Origin of the sequence: Glutamicibacter sp. BW78 (genome assembly GCF_002332245.1) — a bacterium.
Taxonomy (GTDB): Bacteria; Actinomycetota; Actinomycetes; order Actinomycetales; family Micrococcaceae; genus Arthrobacter_H; species Arthrobacter_H rhombi_A.
In genome coordinates this window covers 223,853-239,771 of the sequence record NZ_NRGU01000038.1, presented here as the reverse complement: position 1 = coordinate 239,771, position 15,919 = coordinate 223,853, and the positions used below count along the sequence as shown (strand labels likewise).

Genomic DNA, 15,919 nt, shown 5'->3' with positions numbered 1-15,919 from the left:
AAGGTGCCAGCTGGCCGACCTGTGAGGGGTTCGTGAGTGGAATACTGCCGCGATCCGAAGCCAACCGGCTTCCGTTTGACGCCCTTCAGGAGAGGATGTCCTTGGTGCTCAGCCGCCCATAGGCCAGGGCACCGAAGACCAGCACGTAGCCGCCCTGCAATACGGCGTTCTGGCCGAAGGACCCCCATAAAATGGGCTCACGCAGCAGATCGGCAAACCCGAACCACTCATGGGTGAACAACCAGGGGTGCAGCCAGTCCAATTGGGGCAGCTGGCCCAGGATCTGGGCAGCAACCGAGAGCACCGCGGTGGCCGCCATCGCCCCCACCGGAACATCCGTCAGCGTGGAGATGAACAGACCCACCGCTGCCAGCCCACAAAGGGACAAGGCAACATAACCGGCGATCAGCACAATCCGCAGGACCGCGGCGCCCAGGGCAAGGGTGTCCCCGGACAGCAAAGTCACCGGCCCCACCGGGAACAGTGCCGCGCCGATGAGCAGTCCACAGCCGGCCACCGTCAATGCCGCGGCCAGGCAGAAAACCAGTGCCCCGATGTACTTCACCAACAGCAGGTGGGCCCGTGAAGCGGGGGCAATGAGCAAATAGCGCAGCGTTCCGTGCCCTGCTTCTCCGGCAATGGTGTCTCCCGAGACCACGGCAACGGTCAGCGGCAGGAACAACGGGATGCACATGAACATCCCCACGATCGCCACGAATAATCCGTTGCCGGCCACCTGGTCCAGGAACTGCGGGCCATGGCCCGCTGGAACCTCCGAGGAGGTGAGCCGGACGGCGACGGCGATCAGGACCGGAACGGCTCCCAACGCCGCAAGCATCGCCCACGTACGCCTGCGTCGAAACACCATCCCCAGCTCTGAAAGCAGCAACGCATTATTGGGCAAGATCGAACCCCTCCCCCGTCAAGGCCACGAACCGTTCCTCCAGGCTGGGCCGCTCAATGGCGAAACCGCGCACCCGCACCCCGGCGGCCACCAGTGCTGCAACAATCTCCTCGGCGGTGGCAGCCCCCTCGGGGACGGCCACCCGCACGACGGCGGTGCCTGCCTCGGTACCGATCTCCGTCGCCGAAGCGGTTGCTTCCCTGGTTTCCAGATCACCGAGCCCCAGCCGGGCCAATACTGCGCGAGCTGCGTACTCATCGGGGGTTCCAAGGACCGCATAGGCGTTACCGTCCGAGCGCAACTCCTCCAAGGTGCCGTGAGCCACCCGGTGGCCGGCGCTCATCACCGCTGCATGCGTGCACATTTGCTCGATCTCGCTGAGCAGGTGGCTGGAAATGAAGACCGTGGTCCCGGCTCCGGCCATCGACGCGATGAGGTGACGGACTTCGCGGGTCCCCTGCGGGTCCAAGCCGTTGGTGGGTTCGTCCAGGACGAGTAGCTCGTGGTCGGTGGCCAGGGCATTGGCGATCCCGAGTCGCTGCTTCATCCCCAACGAGTAGGCGTGCACGGCGAGCCCGGAGGCCTGGGACAGCCCGACGGTTTCCAGGGCGCGATCCACCCGTCGTCGCCGGTCCCTGGCATCGGCCCGGGGGTTGGCGGCGTCCAGGCGCAGCAGGTTCGCCCGGCCGGATAGGAAAGGGTAGAAGGCCGGGCCTTCCACGAGGGCACCGACCCGCGGCAGCACGTCCTTCGACGCGGTGGGCATGGGTCGGCCGAGCACGTTGATGGTTCCGCTGCTGGGATTCGCGAGCCCGAGCAGCATCCGGATGGTGGTGGTCTTCCCCGACCCGTTGGGCCCCAGAAAGCCGAAGACCGAGCCGTGTGGGACGGCCAGATCCAGGTTGTCCACCGCGTGCCGGCGACCGAAGGATTTGCTCAGCCGACTGGTCTCGATGGCCAGTTCGCCGGTGTTGGCCGTGGCGGCGACTGCGTTGGCGCGGCTTGCCGTGGCGGCGACTGCGTTGGCGCGGCTTGCCGTGGCGGCTGCGTCGGTCACCGGGCCTCGGCCTGGGCCACCGCCTGCAGCCGGGAGAGCTGCACGGCGCCGAGGACGACGCGGCCGTCATCGGTGATGAGGGCGTTGACCAGCGAGGTGTGGAGCAGCTTCCCGCCGTCGACTTCGGTGGCCAGGGCGTTGAGCATGGCGGAGTCCTTCAGCTCTGCGGGGACCTCGTCGGCGGGAATGATGGCGACCGTATCCCAGCCTTCGCCGTCGGTCACGTCCTGCGCGCCGTCGCTGGGCCAGTGTCGGTCACCGCGTGGGGCATCCGAGGGCGCCGGCCGTTCATGCTGCGTGCCGAAGGTGTGCCGAGGCCAGTTCGTTGACTTGTCGCCGGGTTGGGGAAGCTTCTTCTCGGTCACGGTGGCGTTGGCCGGCGGGGTGAAGTCGAAGCGTGCTGCGTCGGGGGCCTTCGGAGTGAAGGAGGTGAAGGCCACGTTGATGGCCGGGGCGTCCTGGTCGACGGCGGCCACGGTGACCGCCAGTGGGACGCCCGTTTCGGCGTCAATGCCGATGGTCACCTCGTCCACGAGCGTTTTCTCGGATTTCGGGTCCAGCACCAGGTTGTAAACGGCCCGCCCGGCGACGGTCGAGCCCTCCTTCACGGAAACCTGGGTCGAGGCTTCGGCCGCCGACAGGAAGGTCTCGGCCAGCTCCGCCGGCGTGCGGGTCGCGACATCGCCCGACTCCGCGGCACCTGACTTCCCTGCGCCATGGACTTCATGGGCGGCGGAAGGCTGCTGCGGCAGGGTCATGTGCACGGCCTTCTTCTCCGCCGAATCATAGGTCCACAGGCTGGTGCCGTTGAGGATGACGTCTTGTTCTTCCATATCCCCCAGGACCTGCAGCCGGGCCTGATCGGCGCCATCGACGTAGATCCGTGCCTGGTGGGTGCCGGAGACCAGGTTCAGCAACTGCGCCAGTTGCGCATCGCTGGAGCCACCCGAGTCGCGTGCACCTGCCGGGCCCGAAGCCGGGGCGGAGGTCGAGGCGCCCGGCTTTCCTCCGCTGTCAGACTTCCCTTCGTCACCCGATGTGGAGGGGGCCGGAGGACCGAAGGAGGCGGGGGCGCCGGCGTCGGGCAGTGCCGGAAGACCCAGCCGGGTGGAGGTGCCGAACTGGCCGGAATACGCTTCGAGGTGGGATGAGGCCATCAGTTCGATGACTTGTTCGGGCGTTTTGGTGTCCAGCTCGGGGGCAGCAGAAGCTGACACGTTGGCGCCGACGGCCACGGCGGCAATCACTGCCGGGATGGCTACGGCCGGCATCCATTTCTTGATGGCTGGTTTCATGTCACTTTCCCGATCGGCACTAACCCCTGCCCCTACGGTACGCCGGGAACCGGAGCAGGGCGAGGGAAAGCGGGGCCACGGCTCAACGGGGCCCGGAACCCACCGGCTCGTTGCGCGTCGCAGGCCGCTGCCCGATCGCCGGTCGTCCGGCCACGGCAATGACCGCCGCTCCGAACACCAGCGCCAGTCCCGCCATGATCCACAGCCCGGCATCCCAGGAACCGGTGGACAGGCGCAGCGAGCCCACGACGGCGGAACCCACGGCGGCCAACACGAAGCCGATGCCCTGGGCCAGCGCCGACAGGGTTCCTGCGGCGGCGGGGCTGGCTGCCTTGGCGACCAGCAGGGACATGGCCACCCCGAAGGCACCGCTTTGCAGCAGTCCCAGGACGGAGACCAGCGCGAAGGCCTGCCCGGGGACGACGACGGTCAGCCACAGCACGCCGCCGGCGATACCGACACCGATGACGACGGCGGTGACCCGCAGCATGATCGGACGGACCACCAGCATCGGGGTGACCAGGGTGGAAATGAAGCCCACGACGCTGAACCAGGCCAGCAGGTTCGCCGCGGTTCCCGCGTCGGTTCCTGCTTCACCCAGCACCGTGGGCAACCAGCCGGCCACGAAGAAGTACAGGACGGCCTGGAGTCCGAAGACCACCACGATCAGGGCGGTGGTCCAGCGCTGTCCGGGGGCCCGGGGCACCACGCCGTAACCCGTGGATGACCTGCCCGTCCACGCCTCGGAGTCCTCGACGGCCCCGTGCGCTGCGGCGCGGCGGGCCAGGTAGAGCACGATGCAGGCCAGGGCAGCCAGCAGGGCCCAGACACCCAGGGCGACGGCGGCGGAAACCGCGTCGGAAAGTTGCCGGGTCAGGGCCGCGCCGAGGGCCGCCCCCACGGCGAACATGGTGGTGGCCACCCCGATGGCCCGGGGCGTCGCCTGGAGCTGTTTGAGGTATTGCGGCATCAGTACCGAGCCACCCATGATCGCCGCACCGGCCACCAGGGTGCCGGGGAGCAGCAGCACCGGGACGAGCACACGGAGCAGCAGGGCCAGGGCGAGCACCCCCATGGAAAGTAGCAAGGCACCGTTGACCCCGAACCTGCGGGCCAGCCGGGGCACCAGCGGGGCGCTGAGCCCGAAGGCGGCGACCGGCAGGGAGGACAGGACGACGATCCCGGTATCGGAGACCCCCAGCTGGGCCGGCAGCTGGTCCAGGACCGAGGCGACCGAGGTGATGGCCGGACGCAGATTCAGCCCCACAGCTGCCGCGGCGAACAGGCCCAGCAGGCGGGCGGCCCGCATGGAAGGCGGCGAAGGCGGCGGCGTGTCAGCTGACATGGAGTCCATCGGCGACGACCCGCCCGTCGTGCACCACGGTGCGGTCGGCCTCACGGTCCATGATGGCGCTGGTCACCGTCTCCCCCGGGCAGAGCAGCAGATCCGCGCGATCGCCCACCTCAAGTCCTGGCCGGTCGGCGACGCCGGTGAGACGCGGGACGTTGCGGTCCATGATCGAGGCACCGCCGATGGTGGCGATGGCGGCGCAGTGGGCGATGTCCTCGTCGCGGCGCAGTTGGTGGGTGAAGGCCAGTTGCCAGGTCCGATCCAGCAGGTCGGCGTTCCCGTAGGGGCTCCAGTAGTCACGTTGGCCGTCCTGGCCGAGCCCGACCCGAATCCCTGCCGCGCTCATGGCTGCGAGGTTGAACTGCGGGGCGGTCCGCGCCGGGGCGATCGTGGTCCAGGAGATATCCAGTTCGGCCATCTGCTCCATCATCGCCGCGGTCACCGCTTCGGAGACGGCACCGAGCTCGTAGGCATGGGAGAGCGTGACCCGCCCCTGCATGCCCAGGGCGCGGACCCGTTCACAGACCAGCTCGGCGCTGAAGACGGCCAGCTGGCCGGGTTCGTGGAGGTGGATGTCGATATCGACGTCGTACTTTTGTGCCAGGTCGAAGACCACGTCCAGATGCTTCACCGGATCCCGGTCCAGTTGGCAGGGGTCGATCCCACCCATCACGGTGGCCCCGAGCTTTAACGACTCCTCCAGCAGGTCAATGGTCCCGGGCTCAATGAGCAGACCGGCCTGCGGGAAGGCCATGATCTGCACCTCGGCGGCGTGGGCGTACTTTTCCCGGGCGGCGAGCACCGCCTCGAACTTCTCCAGTCCGGCGTCCACATCGATTTGGGCGAAGCTACGCACCCGGGTGGTGCCGTAGGCGATCATCCGTTCCAGGGTTCCGGCGACCCGTTCGGGCAGCGGGACCTCGGCGTGACGCCAGTTCTTCCGATCGTTCATCATCATGGCCCACACCCCGGCACCGCCGGTGTGTTCGCGGAAGGGCAGCCCGATCCGGGTGGAGTCCAGGTGGACGTGGACGTCGGAGAAGGACGGCAGGAGCAGGCGTCCCCGCCCGTCGAGCTCTTCGGCTCCGGTGGCCTGTGCTTCGGGCGCGGAGCCGACGGGCCTGCCGTGGGCTCCTGCGTGGGGCCGGATCGCTACGATCCGGTCGCCTTCGAGTTCCACGTCGGCGGCTTCCCCGCCCCATGGCCTGACATTGCGGATCAGCATCGCCGAAACCCCTCTCTTTTCCGTATCCCAAAAGTATCATTCCAAAATTGGACCTGGGGAGAAAGGGGTGGGGTCCTGCGTTCGGGCCGGACGGGTGGCGGTTAGCCCTCCTCGGGCAGCGGACCATCCACCGGCGCTTGGGCGGCAACAATGGCCGGCAAGAGCCCGGGGAAGCGCTCTTCCAGGCAGGCTGCGCGCAACGAGTTCAGGATGGCGGTGCCCTGGTAGCGCTGCTCGATGACTCCCGCTTGCCGCAGTACGCGGAAGTGGTGGGTGGAGGTGGAGCGGCTGACCGGCAGGTTGAAACCGATGCAGGCCTGGTCTTGATGCCCGCGGGCGAGCTGCACCACGATGCGCCGGCGGATCGGATCGGCCAGGGCAGCCAAGACGGCGTCCAAGTTCAGCTCGACGGTTTCGGGGTGCTCCAGGGTGCGGGGGGAACTCATCAACCCATCCTCCAGTGCAGGGGCTCATTCGCTAATACGAGAACCATCGTACTACGCTAGTCGTCGTACTTCATTCCAGACCCTTGAGGAGGAAGTCATGCGTATTTTCCAGATCGGCGCCGCAGGAGGCGTCGGCCGTCCACTCGCCCAGCTGCTCACCGCCCGCGGCGAGGACGTGACCGGAATGCACCGCAAACCCGAACAGGCAGAAGCCATCACCGCCACGAACGCCACAGCAGTCCCCGGTGATCTCGTCCAGGACACCGTGGCCGACCTGGCCGCAAAGATGTCTGGGCACGACGCCGTCGTCTTCTCCGCGGGAGCCCACGGCGCCGGGACCGAACAGACCACCCTGATTGACGGCAACGGGCTGAAGAAGGCCGCCGAAGCCGCCGAACAGGCAGGGGTCAGCCGTTTCGTCCTCGTCTCGGTCTTCCCCGAAGCCGGCCGTGGACCGGATTCCCCCGAAGCCTTCGAGCATTACATGCGCATCAAGAAGGATGCCGACGTGCATGTGGCAGCCACCGGGCTGGAGTGGCTGATCGTGCGCCCCGGCACCCTGGTCGATACCGCTGGAAACGGCAGGGTCACCGCCGGGCCGGCGATCCCCTATGGCACCATCCCCCGCACCGACGTCGCAGCCTTCATCGATGCCGCACTGGCCAAACCCGCGTTGAACCGCGTCATCGTCGAACTGACCGGTGGCAACACCCCGGTGACGGAAGCCGTCGCCGCCCTGACTTCCACCCCCTGATTCCCCTACCCTTCGCCGCATCCCCTGCGGCACCTAGCAAAGGACACCATGCTCACCGTTAACGCCTACGCCGCCCCCGCAGCGAACGAACCCCTGATTCCCACCACCCTTCAACGCCGCGACGTCGGGGTGAACGACGTACTCATCGACATCAAATATGCCGGCATCTGCCACTCCGATATCCACACCGTCCAGGGCGACTGGGGCGATCAGCACTACCCGCTGACCCCGGGCCACGAAATCGTGGGCTATGTCTCCGAGGTCGGCTCCGAGGTCACCAACCACCAGGTGGGCGATCAGGTCGGGGTCGGCTGCCTGGTCAACTCCTGCCGCGACTGCGAAAACTGCCGGAAGGGCGAGGAGCAGTTCTGCACGGGCGGCAACGTGGGCACCTATGGCGCCGTGGACCGCGATGGAAGCATCACCCAGGGCGGCTACTCCACGGCCGTCGTCGTCGATGCCGACTTCGTGCTGCGTATCCCCGAGGCCCTCGACTTCGCTGCCGCCGCTCCCCTGCTCTGCGCCGGCATCACCACCTACTCACCGCTGCGGCACTGGAACGTGGGACCCGGCTCCCGCGTGGCCGTCGTCGGAATGGGCGGCCTGGGCCATGTGGGCGTGCAGATCGCCCACGCCCTGGGCGCCGAGGTCACCGTGCTCTCGCAGACCCTCTCCAAGCAGGAGGACGGGAAGCGTTTCGGTGCCGACCACTACTACGCCACCTCCGACCCGGAAACGTTCACCCAGCTCGCCGGCTCCTTCGACTTCATCCTGAATACGGTCAGTGCCGAAATCGAGCTCGATGCGTACCTGTCGCTGCTGGCTCTGGACGGGACGATGACCAACGTTGGCGCTCCCCCGGTCCCGCTCTCGCTGAACGTGTTCGCGCTCATCGGCGCCCGCCGCTCCTTCGCCGGTTCACTGATCGGGGGCATCCGCGAAACCCAGGAAATGCTGGACTTCTGTGCCGAACATGGTGTCGAGGCCGCCACCGAACTGATCGGCGCCGAGCAGATCAACGAGGCCTACGAGCGGGTGCAGTCCTCAAAGGTCCGCTACCGCGCCGTCATCGACACCTCCACGCTGGACTAGGACGACACCATGCAGAAGCAGCTCATCGCCATCGTCGGGGCCGGATCGGGCGTCAGTGCCGGTGTCGCCCGGAAGTTCGGGGCCGAGGGATTCACCGTCGTCCTGATGGCCCGTCGAGCCGAGGCGCTGGACGAGCGGGTGGCCGAGCTGAAGGCCTCCGGCATCCAGGCCCATCCCCTGGTGGCCGACGTGACGGATCCGGTCTCGCTGGCCGCTGCCTTCGCCACCGTGGAGGCCGAGTTCGGCACCCCCGATGTCCTGCATTACAACGCCGGGGCCATCACCATCGGCACGCCGTTGGAGGTGTCGGCCGCCGAGGTGGCCGGGGACTTCGCGGTCAACGTCCTCGGTGCGCTGGAATGCGCCCACCTGGTGGCACCGGCCATGAGGGAACGCGGTTCGGGGACCTTGCTGTTCACGGGAGGGATGCTCGGGGTGAACCCGGTGGCCTCGAGGGTCTCGGCGGCCATCGGCAAGGCAGGACTGCGGAATCTGGTGTTCACCCTGGCCGATGAGCTCGCCGCGGACGGCATCACCGTCGGTACCGTCACCATCGGCGGTGTGGTGCAGGCGGGGACGTTCTTCGACCCCGATGCCATTGCCGGTTCCTTCTGGGACCTACATACCGGGGCGGAAACCGGCGAAGTACAGTTCGTCGAGTCCTGAGCGGCCCGGCGCGCTCAGGAGCCGTCCCGGGCCGCGTCGAGCAGGCGTCCCAGCGCGCTGACCTGGAGGTGCGCGAGGAGGTCGGCGGCCTGCTCGTGCACTTCGAGGGCGCCGGCTTCACGCAGTTCGGCGGCGCTCGTCCCGCCGCAGGCCAACCCGATCACCGGTAGGCCCAGTTTCGCGCAGGCGTGAACATCCCAGACGGCGTCGCCGATGAAAATCGCCTGTTCGGCCGCGACGCCCGCGGATTCCAGCGCGGCCTCGACGATATCCGGTTCGGGTTTGCTCGCCGAGGCGTCGGAGGAACTCGTGGCCGCGGTCAGAAAATCATCCGCGTCGATGGTCCGGCGCAACACCTCCAATTGGGGGCCCTGCGCCGAGGACGCGAGAACGACGGCGGCGCCGGCCTCATGGCAGGCACGGAGCAGTTCCTTGACCCCGTCAAAGCGGGTCAGCTGTGGCCAGTGGGTGGAAAAGATCGCCGCATGGGCATCCTTCAGCGCCTGCTCCTGGTCAGCATCGACGTTCTCCCCCACCACGTGGGATACGAGTTTGTCTCCGCCCATGCCGATGGCCCGGTGGATGCGGGACATCTGAACGGTGTGCCCGTGCTGGCGCAGTGCCTGCCACCAGGACACGGTATGCCAATAGGTGGAGTCGACCAGCGTCCCGTCGACGTCGAAAAGGACTGCGTGGCGGGGTGCGCCCATGGGATGTTTCCTTTCGGGGGCCAGCTAACCGATGTCGTCAGTGTATCCAGTCGCTCCCGTCCGCGGCAGTCTGCGGTTTAGCGCACGTAGCGCAGGGTGCGGCGCACGATCAGGAAGACGGGAATGGACCCCAGGATCACCAGCATCAGGGTGTATGGGGCGGCCGCGGTGAAGTCCAGGGATTCCCCGTTGGTGGTGGACCACAGGCCGGTGGCCAAGGTGTTGGAATTATAGGGCAGCAGCATCAACGTGGTGGTCAACTCCTTGCTGGCATCCAGGCCGACCAACAGGGCGCCGGTGACCACGCCGGGTAGTGCCAGCGGCAGCGAGACCCTGAAGAATCTGCGGAAGCTGCCCGACCCCAGCGAGGCGGCCACGTCGTCGTACTTCACCAGGGCCGCCTGCATGCCGACCCGCTGGTTGCTTACCGCCAGCGGGAGGTAGAGGATCACGTAGGCCAGCACCAGCAGGGCAGCCGTCTTATACATTCCGGGCAGCAACCGGGTGGCCAAAAAGACCAGGGCGAGGGCCAGGATCGCGTTGGGGACCGAGTGGGCCACCCAGATCGAGCGTTCGGTCAGATGGGAGGAGACGGAGGGCTTCCGGCTGACCCACCAGCTCACCGGGAAGGCCAGGATGGTGGCGAAAAGTGCGGCCCATCCGGCGTAGCCCAGGGTGGAGCCCATCGCGGCGAACACATCGGGCCAATGCACGACGGCGGAACGGTGCGGTGAGGTCAGCCCGCGCACGGTCATCAACGCGGTGGGCCCCAGAGCCAGCCCGGGAATGAGCAGGGCGGCGGCCATGACCAGCGGTTTCGCCCCGCGCAGTCGCCAGCGTGAGGGCGGGCGGACCGAACCGCTGCCGACCGAACCGGGGACGGTGCGCCCGGAAAACGCCCGGTTGGCCAGCAGCACCCCGAAGGAGAAGACGGCCAGCAGCACAGAAATGGAGCGGGCCGAGGAGTAGTCACCGTAGTCGATCATTTCGGCCATGATCGTCGTCGTCAGGGTGCGTTGGCGCAGCTGGACCATGGCTCCGTATTCGGAGAGCACGTGAAGCGCCACGATGAGCACGCCGCCGGCCAAGGCCGGGCGCAGTTGCGGGACGACGATGCGCCCGAAGACTGCGTGCGAGCGGGTCCCGAGGCTGCGGGCCACTTCCTCCTGGGCGGGGTCGGTGTTGCGCAGGGCGATCACCGCTGGCAGGAAGACGTAGGGGTAGAGCGAGAGCGAGAGCACCGCCGTCGCACCGGCGAAATTGGTGACCAGGTCGGCCTGCGGGAAGAACATCAGGTTGGCCGAATAGGCGGCGTAGGCGCTCACGAATCCGGGAACGGCCAGCGGCATGGCAAAGAGCACCGTGAGCAGCTTGCGTCCGGGGATGTCGGTGCGCACCACCAGGGTGGCCGCCGCGACGCCGAGGACGATCGACAGAACCGAGACCGAGACGGTCAGCCCGATGGTCCGGGCGATATCGGGGACCGTGGTGGGGAAACTGAACAGCTGCCGGATGTCGGCGAAGGAGAAACCGGCGATGAACAGGTAGCTGACCGGCAGCAGGGATAGCACGCCGACGGCGACCGCAAGGGTTGCGGTCGCCGTCGGCTTTCTGGTGCGGGTGGGCAAGGCTAGCTGGACATGCCCAAGGACTTCAGCAGGTTCTCCGCTTCGGCCTGGTCGGCCATGATGTCCATATCGTATTCGGGGGACTTGATCTCATCGAGGGAGCCGACGATCTTGCTTTCGGTGTCCTTGGCGACCGGGTACTGGGCGCCCGAAACGTCAATGTCACCTTCGGCGATGAGCTTCTGCCCGCCGTCGGCTGCGGTGAGCCATTTGATGAAGTCGGCCGAGGCTTCCTGCTGCTCGGAGGACTTCATGACGGCTGCGCCGGAGGAGAGGATCAGGTTGCCGGCGTCGGCTTCCGGGAAGTGGTGGATCTTGGAGGTCATCTTGTCGGCGCCGCCGACCTCATCGGCCTTGATCCACCAGTAGTAGTGGTTCGACAGGCCCATGGCGTGCTTACCGGCTTCGACGGTATCGCGGACGTTGCCGTTCTTCTGCTCGTTGACGCCATTCTCCTTCAGCCCCTCCAAGAACGTCTTGGTCTTGGCTTCACCGATGGTGGAGATCAGGTACTGGGTGGTGGCCACGAAGGCGCCCGAGGGGGCCCAAGCGAATTTGCCCTTGTATTCGGGCTTGTTGATGTCCATCAGCTTCTCGGGAAGCTTGGCTTCGTCGATCTTTTCCGGGTTGTAGTAGAGCACCCGGGTGCGGGCCGCGTAGGCCGCCCACTGCTTCTTCTGCGAGCTCAGGCCCGGCTGGATCTGATCCAGGGTGGCCTGGTCGATGTCGGACAGCAGGTCCTTCTTGCCCAGCTGGGCCACCGGGCCCGGATCCTCGGAGAGGAAGACGTCGGCGGGGGCTGCCTTGCCTTCGGCTTCGATCTGGCCCACCGTGGCGTCGGCCTGGATGTTGAACTTCACACCGGTCTCATCGGTGTAGGCCTTGGTCAGGCCCTCGATCAGTTCGGCGTGCTGGTCGGTGTAGACGGTCAGCGTCGTGTCTTCGGCCGCGGCACCGGAGTTCGAAGCGCTCGAGGCGGCGTCGGTGCCACCTGCTGAACATCCGGTCAGGGCTGCCAGGGAAACAACTGCGGTGACGGCGAAAACCCGCCGGGAAAGAGTGGAGAACATACGAATACGTCTGGACCTAACTCGTTGGTGCTGCATGAATGGGTACGGACCGCGCTGGCGCACGGGAAAATTCGGCGTCGACGACGCTCAGCTGATGGGGTTCAGGGGTCCTGGTGGGCCTAGTAGGTGCATACCGCCCGGTCCACCGAAAGCGTCACGGACTGCCCGACATCGAAGGCCTGGTCCCCCATCACTCGGACGGGAACCCGCTCGGGCAATTGTGGGATGGCAACCTGCAGGACGCCGTCGTGCCCGTAGAAGGACTGGTCGACGACGGTGCCGACGACCCCGGGAAGGCCAACGCCTTCGCCGGCTCCGCGCACGGTGATGTTTTCCGGGCGGATGAGCACGTCGCAGAGGCCCGGGCGGCCATGCCAGGAGCCGATGGCGAGCTCCCCGAACGCGCAGGAGACGGTGGAACCGCTGGTGCCGGTGGCGGCGCCGCAGGGAATATCCCCGTCGACGACGACCGCGTCGCCCAGGAAGCGGGCCAGTTCGATATCGCAGGGTCGGAAGTAGGTTTCACGCGGCTTGCCGGCCTGGACGACCTTGCCGTGGCGCATCACCACGAGGTGGTCGGCCAGGGTCATGGCCTCTGCCTGATCGTGGGTCACCAGCACCACGGTGGCGCCGATGTCACGCAGGAGGTTGCGCACTTCTTCGCGCAACGACTGGCGCAGGTAGGCGTCCAGGGCGGAGAAGGGCTCATCGAGCAGGATCACCCGCGGATTGGGCGCGATGGCCCGGGCCAGGGCGACGCGTTGCTGCTGGCCACCTGAGAGTTCATGGGGGCGGCGAGAACCGAGGTGATCGAGCCCCACCAGTTCCAGGACTTCAGCGACGCGGCGATTGCGTTCGCGGCGGGGCTGGCCGGTGAGACCGAAACCGACGTTCTGGGCGACCGAGAGGTGGGGGAAGAGTGCCCCGTCTTGGGGGACGATGCCGACGCCGCGTTCATGGGCGGAAACCAAGGAGCGTCCGTTGGCTGCCACCTCGCGGCCGTCGATGCTGATGGTGCCGGCACTGGGGTCCTCGAAGCCGGCGATGGAGCGCAGCAGGGTGGTTTTCCCGCAGCCCGAGGGGCCCAGGATGGTGGCGAATTGGCCTTCGGCCACGTCGATGTCGACCTGGTCCAGTGCCTGCGCCGGCTCTTGTCCGGGGCGCCCGGAGAAGGTCTTGCTCAACCCACGAATCGTCAACACATCTTCAGGCTACCCGAGGAAGGTTACCCATACCTAACGAAGGTGACACTTCCTACATCACATCCATGTGCACTTATTCGTAGACCCGCTACTTCTCAGCCCTGATCAGTGATTTCCACGCGCCGGTTCACTGCGCGCCCCAGGGGTAGGACGTCAATCGCCACCCGTGAAGCAGGCGCAGAGGATGACGATCGCTGGCAAAGCGTTACGCCGGGACCCGAGGAAAACAAGACATCACCACGTCGAGGAAGGGCCAGAACGAGCCGATTGCCGATCATAGGTCGAAGTCGGTTGAAAGCCCAACCGCCGGGTGGAAGTCACCGCCCAAAATGCAGGAGCCGGCAACACCCCTTGACCGTAGGCCTCGGGCCCCCTATCTTTTGAACAACCTAACGGTTTATCAAAAGAAAAGTTGACGAGTGCCATGCGAAGCGCAGAAGACGACCGCCTCGACCGGGCCTTCCTGGCCCTGGCCGATCCGGTTCGGCGCCGCATCATCGCTCGCCTGAGCCGGGGGCCGGCCACGGTCAACGAACTGGCGGATCCCTTCGAGATCAGCAAGCAAGCCGTCTCGAAGCATATTCGGGTCCTTGAACAGGCAGAACTGGTCACCCGTAGCCGGGATGCCCAGCGCCGCCCCGTCCACCTGAACCCCGCACGGCTGGAGGCCCTCACCGGGTGGATCGATCAGTATCGACTCACCCAAGAGGCCCAATTCCGCACCCTTGATGCCGTGCTCACCCGTATTGCCGCGCCCCGCGGCCGGCATGACAAGGAAGAATCATGAGCAACGAATTGCATCTCCATGCCCCCGAAAACCTCCCCTTCGTCGAGTACACGAGAGACTTCGATCATGCCGTCAACGACGTCTTCCGCGCCCATGTGGAAGCGCAACTGTTGGCGCAATGGCTCGGACCACGGGAGCTGAGCATGGAAGTCGACCACTTCGACGTCCGCACCGGCGGAAGCTATGGCTACCGCCATGTCGACCCTGAGGGGAATTCCTATGGCTTCAGCGGGAGCTACCATTCGGTCCGAGAAAACGAACTGATCATCCAAACCACCGAATTCGATGGATTCCCCGATGACGTCACCCTGGAGGCCCAGCGTTTCGAGGACCTGGGCGAAGAGCGCTGCCGGCTCAGCGGGCAGATGGTGTTCCAAAGTGTCGAGGGCCGCGACGGCATGGTCGCCTCCGGGATGGAACAAGGTTTGGCCGAGGGATACGAGAAGATCGACGAACTCATCGCCTCCGAACGCTAGACCCGGATCGACTCTAGGTGCTGCCAGCTAGCCCTGGTAGACGATTTCTACGCGCCGGTTCGCTGCGCGCGTCGAGGGATCCTGGGGATCCTCGCGCTTGACGGGCCGCGAATCGGCATGACCCTTGACCGTCGCCTTGAGGTCTGAACGCTTCTTGGCGACGGCCTCGGCGACGGATTCGGCCCGGTCGGTGGAGAGCTTCTGGTTATCGACCTTGCCCTTCACCGAATCGGTATGACCGTCGATCTTGATCTTCGCCCCCTTCGGAACATCCTTCACCAGCTTTTCGATCCGCTGCGCCGCGGTACCGGGCAGTGTGGAACTGTCGGGGGTGAAGAGGATGTCGGTCGAGAGGGTGATCGTCGTTTCCTTGTCCTTGGTCTCCACCTGCTCGACCTCGGAGACCGACCCCTCGAGTTTCCAGGTGTGCACTCCCCGTGTCGGATCCCAGACATGCACCGACTTCGCCAGTTGGGCCTGGGTGGGCTCGGGCAAGTCCTCGGCCTGGGTGGTGTCCGCGACGGCGATCGCCGGGGCCACCATCAGCGAGACCAGAACAACAACGGAGCCGCGCAACACGCGCTTCGAGGTCCTACTCATCGTTGGATCGGCACGTTCGTGAACTCGGGCAGGTCACCGAACAGCCTGAGATCCACCGTGTCGATCTCGTCCTCCGGCGCCGCATACATCCCCCACCAGATCACCGGCTCGCCGTTGGTGGTCTTGGTCTTCAGGTGGTCGACTGTCCATTTTTTGCTCGATTCACTAATGACCGAGTATTCCTTCAGATGGTCTCGGTCGATCAGCAAAGGCTCGAACGCGTCGTCTCCAGTCAACTTGTACATCCGCAGGGTTTCCGAGTCGCTGACAGAGGAAAAGTCGGGCGTCATCACTAACGTGAGCTTCATCGTCTCCCCTTCCACCTTGAGGGATTGAACCCCGAACGTGGTTTTGTCCTTCGTGCCGGGAAGCTGGTACTCCTGCTCAGCCAGCACCTTGGTCGTATCCATCTCAGCGACTCCGACGCCGGAGTCCTCCTCCACATTCCCGCCATCGTCGCTGGAGGCACTGGCAGTGGCTGCCGGTGAGGGAGCGTCACTCTTCGGCTCGGAATCGCCGGCACTACAGCCGGAGAGCAAGGTTGCCGCGAGGGCAACGGTCACGAACAGGGGCCAGGTGCTTTTCATCGGGTCTCCGAGCATCGAGTGATAGCGCAGATCAAGACCGCGCCCGTACAACATTGAATATACTCACCA

At 66.2% G+C, this 15,919-nt stretch carries 17 protein-coding genes; 5 read left to right on the top strand and 12 right to left on the bottom strand.

What is annotated here, in order from left to right; all coding sequences use genetic code 11:
• Nucleotides 1-85 precede the first annotated feature (85 nt).
• The 6 genes from CIK75_RS11400 to CIK75_RS11375 all read right to left on the bottom strand — a co-directional run bounded on the left by CIK75_RS11400 (nt 86) and on the right by CIK75_RS11375 (nt 6,278).
• Nucleotides 86-904 carry an ABC transporter permease subunit gene (locus tag CIK75_RS11400; protein ID WP_343251901.1) on the bottom strand — a complete coding sequence of 273 codons (819 nt, stop codon included), beginning with the start codon at nt 902-904 and terminating at the stop codon, nt 86-88.
• Nucleotides 894-1,865, bottom strand: coding sequence for an ABC transporter ATP-binding protein (locus tag CIK75_RS11395; protein WP_096224430.1), 972 nt, complete (start codon nt 1,863-1,865; stop codon nt 894-896). The genes CIK75_RS11400 and CIK75_RS11395 overlap by 11 nt, the downstream gene beginning before the upstream one ends.
• A gap of 92 nt (nt 1,866-1,957) precedes the next feature.
• Nucleotides 1,958-3,256 carry a hypothetical protein gene (locus CIK75_RS11390; protein WP_096224307.1) on the bottom strand — a complete coding sequence of 433 codons (1,299 nt, stop codon included), beginning with the start codon at nt 3,254-3,256 and terminating at the stop codon, nt 1,958-1,960.
• An 82-nt stretch (nt 3,257-3,338) separates the two neighbouring features.
• Nucleotides 3,339-4,601, bottom strand: a complete 1,263-nt coding sequence (locus tag CIK75_RS11385; RefSeq protein ID WP_206745478.1) for an MFS transporter — start codon at nt 4,599-4,601, stop codon at nt 3,339-3,341.
• The gene (locus CIK75_RS11380) at nt 4,591-5,832 is read right to left on the bottom strand and encodes an amidohydrolase family protein (protein ID WP_096224305.1); all 1,242 of its coding nucleotides are present in this window, start codon (nt 5,830-5,832) and stop codon (nt 4,591-4,593) included. Before CIK75_RS11380 ends, CIK75_RS11385 begins: the two co-directional genes overlap by 11 nt.
• A gap of 101 nt (nt 5,833-5,933) precedes the next feature.
• Nucleotides 5,934-6,278, bottom strand: coding sequence for a helix-turn-helix transcriptional regulator (locus CIK75_RS11375; RefSeq protein WP_086995590.1), 345 nt, complete (start codon nt 6,276-6,278; stop codon nt 5,934-5,936).
• A gap of 97 nt (nt 6,279-6,375) precedes the next feature.
• On the opposite strand from CIK75_RS11375, the gene CIK75_RS11370 reads away from it, so the two are divergent.
• The 3 genes from CIK75_RS11370 to CIK75_RS11360 are packed head-to-tail and all read left to right on the top strand — an operon-like array spanning nt 6,376 to nt 8,790.
• Entirely contained in the window at nt 6,376-7,032 is a 657-nt protein-coding gene (locus tag CIK75_RS11370) for an NAD(P)H-binding protein (RefSeq protein ID WP_096224304.1), read from the top strand.
• A 48-nt stretch (nt 7,033-7,080) separates the two neighbouring features.
• Nucleotides 7,081-8,124 (top strand): NAD(P)-dependent alcohol dehydrogenase, encoded by a 1,044-nt coding sequence (locus CIK75_RS11365; RefSeq protein WP_086995595.1) that lies wholly within the window; start codon nt 7,081-7,083, stop codon nt 8,122-8,124.
• A 9-nt stretch (nt 8,125-8,133) separates the two neighbouring features.
• The gene (locus CIK75_RS11360; protein WP_096224303.1) at nt 8,134-8,790 is read left to right on the top strand and encodes an SDR family NAD(P)-dependent oxidoreductase; all 657 of its coding nucleotides are present in this window, start codon (nt 8,134-8,136) and stop codon (nt 8,788-8,790) included.
• Between the two features lie 14 nt (nt 8,791-8,804).
• Here CIK75_RS11360 and CIK75_RS11355 read toward each other — a convergent pair whose 3' ends face one another.
• The 4 genes from CIK75_RS11355 to CIK75_RS11340 form a co-directional block, all read right to left on the bottom strand.
• On the bottom strand, nt 8,805-9,500 hold the full coding sequence (locus CIK75_RS11355) for an HAD family hydrolase (protein WP_096224302.1): 696 nt from the start codon (nt 9,498-9,500) through the stop codon (nt 8,805-8,807).
• A 77-nt stretch (nt 9,501-9,577) separates the two neighbouring features.
• Complete coding sequence (locus CIK75_RS11350; RefSeq protein WP_096224301.1) at nt 9,578-11,128, bottom strand: iron ABC transporter permease; 1,551 nt, start codon at nt 11,126-11,128, stop codon at nt 9,578-9,580.
• A gap of 2 nt (nt 11,129-11,130) precedes the next feature.
• Complete coding sequence (locus CIK75_RS11345) at nt 11,131-12,198, bottom strand: extracellular solute-binding protein (RefSeq protein ID WP_096224300.1); 1,068 nt, start codon at nt 12,196-12,198, stop codon at nt 11,131-11,133.
• A 119-nt stretch (nt 12,199-12,317) separates the two neighbouring features.
• Complete coding sequence (locus tag CIK75_RS11340) at nt 12,318-13,400, bottom strand: ABC transporter ATP-binding protein (protein WP_096224299.1); 1,083 nt, start codon at nt 13,398-13,400, stop codon at nt 12,318-12,320.
• A gap of 424 nt (nt 13,401-13,824) precedes the next feature.
• Between CIK75_RS11340 and CIK75_RS11335 the strand changes: the two genes are divergently transcribed.
• Both CIK75_RS11335 and CIK75_RS11330 read left to right on the top strand, forming a co-directional pair.
• Nucleotides 13,825-14,187, top strand: coding sequence for a metalloregulator ArsR/SmtB family transcription factor (locus CIK75_RS11335; RefSeq protein ID WP_096224298.1), 363 nt, complete (start codon nt 13,825-13,827; stop codon nt 14,185-14,187).
• Nucleotides 14,184-14,663, top strand: coding sequence for an SRPBCC family protein (locus CIK75_RS11330; protein WP_096224297.1), 480 nt, complete (start codon nt 14,184-14,186; stop codon nt 14,661-14,663). Before CIK75_RS11335 ends, CIK75_RS11330 begins: the two co-directional genes overlap by 4 nt.
• A gap of 27 nt (nt 14,664-14,690) precedes the next feature.
• Here the strand turns inward: CIK75_RS11330 and CIK75_RS11325 are convergent, their stop codons facing one another.
• Together CIK75_RS11325 and CIK75_RS11320 are read right to left on the bottom strand one after the other, a co-directional pair.
• Nucleotides 14,691-15,263, bottom strand: coding sequence for an OmpA family protein (locus CIK75_RS11325; protein ID WP_096224296.1), 573 nt, complete (start codon nt 15,261-15,263; stop codon nt 14,691-14,693).
• Nucleotides 15,260-15,904: a hypothetical protein gene (locus CIK75_RS11320; RefSeq protein ID WP_086995615.1), complete on the bottom strand. Its 645-nt coding sequence runs from the start codon at nt 15,902-15,904 to the stop codon at nt 15,260-15,262. The genes CIK75_RS11325 and CIK75_RS11320 overlap by 4 nt, the downstream gene beginning before the upstream one ends.
• Between the last annotated feature and the right edge of the window lie 15 nt (nt 15,905-15,919).

Excerpts from the sequence above, each read along its gene's own strand:
- CIK75_RS11345 (WP_096224300.1), bottom strand. The coding sequence starts at position 12,198 with ATGTTCTCCACTCTTTCCCGGCGGGTTTTCGCCGTCACCGCAGTTGTT.
- CIK75_RS11380 (WP_096224305.1), bottom strand. The coding sequence starts at position 5,832 with ATGCTGATCCGCAATGTCAGGCCATGGGGCGGGGAAGCCGCCGACGTG.
- CIK75_RS11365 (WP_086995595.1), top strand. The coding sequence starts at position 7,081 with ATGCTCACCGTTAACGCCTACGCCGCCCCCGCAGCGAACGAACCCCTG.
- CIK75_RS11355 (WP_096224302.1), bottom strand. The coding sequence starts at position 9,500 with ATGGGCGCACCCCGCCACGCAGTCCTTTTCGACGTCGACGGGACGCTG.
- CIK75_RS11320 (WP_086995615.1), bottom strand. The coding sequence starts at position 15,904 with ATGTTGTACGGGCGCGGTCTTGATCTGCGCTATCACTCGATGCTCGGA.
- CIK75_RS11330 (WP_096224297.1), top strand. The coding sequence starts at position 14,184 with ATGAGCAACGAATTGCATCTCCATGCCCCCGAAAACCTCCCCTTCGTC.
- CIK75_RS11370 (WP_096224304.1), top strand. The coding sequence starts at position 6,376 with ATGCGTATTTTCCAGATCGGCGCCGCAGGAGGCGTCGGCCGTCCACTC.
- CIK75_RS11385 (WP_206745478.1), bottom strand. The coding sequence starts at position 4,601 with ATGTCAGCTGACACGCCGCCGCCTTCGCCGCCTTCCATGCGGGCCGCC.
- CIK75_RS11375 (WP_086995590.1), bottom strand. The coding sequence starts at position 6,278 with ATGAGTTCCCCCCGCACCCTGGAGCACCCCGAAACCGTCGAGCTGAAC.
- CIK75_RS11325 (WP_096224296.1), bottom strand. The coding sequence starts at position 15,263 with ATGAGTAGGACCTCGAAGCGCGTGTTGCGCGGCTCCGTTGTTGTTCTG.
- CIK75_RS11360 (WP_096224303.1), top strand. The coding sequence starts at position 8,134 with ATGCAGAAGCAGCTCATCGCCATCGTCGGGGCCGGATCGGGCGTCAGT.
- CIK75_RS11335 (WP_096224298.1), top strand. The coding sequence starts at position 13,825 with ATGCGAAGCGCAGAAGACGACCGCCTCGACCGGGCCTTCCTGGCCCTG.
- CIK75_RS11390 (WP_096224307.1), bottom strand. The coding sequence starts at position 3,256 with ATGAAACCAGCCATCAAGAAATGGATGCCGGCCGTAGCCATCCCGGCA.